Source organism: Nitrospira sp. BLG_2, assembly GCF_049222245.1.
Genome location: NZ_JBLYIG010000310.1, coordinates 1 through 2451 on the forward strand (window position 1 = coordinate 1; position 2451 = coordinate 2451).

General features: G+C 55.0%; 4 protein-coding genes. 2 read left to right on the top strand and 2 right to left on the bottom strand.

The features are described from left to right. Window positions 1-145 precede the first annotated feature (145 nt). Both ACOSYY_RS08670 and ACOSYY_RS08675 read right to left on the bottom strand, forming a co-directional pair. Complete coding sequence (locus ACOSYY_RS08670) at window positions 146-520, bottom strand: HVO_A0114 family putative DNA-binding protein (protein ID WP_421661868.1); 375 nt, start codon at window positions 518-520, stop codon at window positions 146-148. Next, window positions 517-810: a toxin-antitoxin system TumE family protein gene (locus ACOSYY_RS08675; protein ID WP_421661869.1), complete on the bottom strand. Its 294-nt coding sequence runs from the start codon at window positions 808-810 to the stop codon at window positions 517-519. The genes ACOSYY_RS08670 and ACOSYY_RS08675 overlap by 4 nt, the downstream gene beginning before the upstream one ends. 205 nt (window positions 811-1015) lie before the next feature. On the opposite strand from ACOSYY_RS08675, the gene ACOSYY_RS08680 reads away from it, so the two are divergent. Beyond that, window positions 1016-1858: an MBL fold metallo-hydrolase gene (locus tag ACOSYY_RS08680; RefSeq protein ID WP_421661870.1), complete on the top strand. Its 843-nt coding sequence runs from the start codon at window positions 1016-1018 to the stop codon at window positions 1856-1858. Between the two features lie 11 nt (window positions 1859-1869). Then, window positions 1870-2451: site-2 protease family protein (locus tag ACOSYY_RS08685; protein ID WP_421661871.1), on the top strand; the 582-nt coding region annotated here is incomplete at its 3' end.

The window sequence follows — 2451 nt, forward strand, 5'->3', positions numbered from 1 at the left end:
CCTGATGTTACTGGGGAAACCTGAAGATCGTGCAATCTACACGTGGGCACCATAAGCCATTTTACGGCGCTAATGCCTTCTGTGCACTACTTCAAGAAGCCGGTGGTACTTGGACATAAAATGTATGTGCTGACGCACTTCTCTTTTACACTGCGATCTCAAACTGAATCCTTTCATACGGAACGGTTGGAGTGACGGAGTCACGCAGGCGCGTTCCTGACTCCAGGTGCACGAGACCGAGGTCGGCGAGAAGCTTTACATCCGCATGCACGTTCTTGAAATTCCTGCTTGTCAGCTTGGCCAGTGCGGCGATAGAACGAGGGTGGCGTGTCCTAATCAGATGCAACAAGCTCAGGCGGGAAGGTGTCAGGACTTGCCGCATCGCTTCCACGCTGACGAAATACACTCCTGTTCGCTTAGTTACAGACTTTCCTGATCGGATAGCCTTGAGTGTGGCACCAAACTCTTGAAGCCCTTCATCCAACGAGCGTACACCCACTTTGAGTCGTTTCACTTTCATTGTTCTAACTCCTTCTTTACAGCTTCGACATCGCGGCGAAAGTCCACGATTAGCCTTTCGATGGTCGTGAAGATATACGGTGATGTGGTGGCACGAGAGTGACGATGATCGCCTTTGTGCTCATGGTTGTCATAACCAATCAGCCGCTTTCCATTGCGTATGTAAACCAAGGAATACTTGAATCCGTGAGGAGTAGCCAGGGTCTTCGGAACATCATAGGCTTTCATTTCCACCAGCCCTCCCTGCTCGTCCACATATCTTGTGTGGAGGACCAGCTTCGCCTTCGGCATATGGTAATAGACACCATATGGGAATGAAGTGTCAAGGAACATGGCGCGGGAAACTCATATGGCTGCTGGGCCGATCCTTGATTGAAACCGGTACGGCACGGTACTGTGAGTTGTTAAGATTGCGGGGTGGAGGGTTGATTCACTGAAGGGCCACAGCCATGGTACTCTTTACTGAGTTCCTAGATTGGGTTAGAAAGCGGGTCACATGCCCCTCGAAGATGACTTTTCCGACATTCTGAAAAAAGCGCGCACCGGCCAAGGATTGTCGGTCGGCGATGTTGCCAGGATGACGGGGTTGCCCGGCGGCGATATTACGGCGCTGGAACGTGGCGATCAACCGCGAGATCGCGCGGAGGTACGCGCCTTGGCAAAGGCCTTGGGTCTGCGGGCCGAACCGCTCGAACAAATCGCCATCGAGAAGTGGGAGCCGGTTGCCCAGCGCATGCCGCCCTGGGTGGACATGGTTCACGGGTCCATCAATGGATATGGTGTGCAGGGGTATGTCGTGCATGACGAGGACGAGGCGCTGTTGGTCGACACCGCCTATAACGCCCCGGCAATGATTGAGCTGCTTCGTCGTCGAGGATTGCGTCTGATCGGCATCTGTCTCACGCATGGCCATGCGGACCATGCGGATGGAATTGAGCAGATCTTAAGCCATCGTGAAATTCCAGTGTACCTGGGGCCGGAAGATATCAGCCTATTGAGTTGGCGGCCGCCGACGAAGTTGTTCGTTGCCCCGATCGATGGGTTGTCAATCAGCGTCGGGCGCCGTACGGTTCACTGTCTGACGACGCCGGGCCATACGCCGGGCGGCATTTGTTACCGGCTGGATGATGCGCAACACCCTGTCTGTTTTGTCGGAGATACCCTCTTTGCCGGATCCATCGGCCGGTCCAATCCCAAGGAATTGTACTCGACTCATCTCAATTCGGTTCGCCGCCGTGTGCTGACCCTCGCACTCGATTATCGTCTCTTGCCGGGACATGGCCCTGCCACGACTGTTGAGGAAGAACTCGATCATAATCCGTTTGGGGCAATTCAATAGACTGGGAAGACATGGATGGATTGGGACGGCATGAACATCGCGATCTCCATCGGAGTCTTGTCCTGGACGACGACAAAGAGCTGATTCCACGACTAGCGGACGAGATAGAGAGCGAGACTGAAGAAGAACCGTCATTTTTCTCCACGTGGGCCTTGCCGATCGTCCTCTTTCTCTTGACGGTCTTTACCACGTTGTGGGCAGGCGCCTATCAAGCCTACACCGGTCCCGCGCGGGGTCCTCTGAATTTTCTCTTGAGCTATCCTGAAACGCTCTGGCGGGGAATTCCGTTTGCAGGCGCGCTGCTCTTTATCCTCACGACGCACGAGTTCGGACATTATCTATTGTCTAAAATTCACCGCGTTCCCGCTTCCTTGCCGCTGTTCATTCCCGGCCCTCCTCACTTCATCGGGACGTTCGGCGCCATCATCCGCATGCGAGGTCCGATTCTGAGCCGCCGCGCCTTGTTCGACATCGGAGTCGCCGGTCCTTTGGCGGGGTTTGTGGTCGCCGTCATCGCGCTGATTATCGGTCTCAATCTGTCCACCGTCGTGGATCGAACCGCCACGTACGGATTACACCTGGGCGAGCCCTTG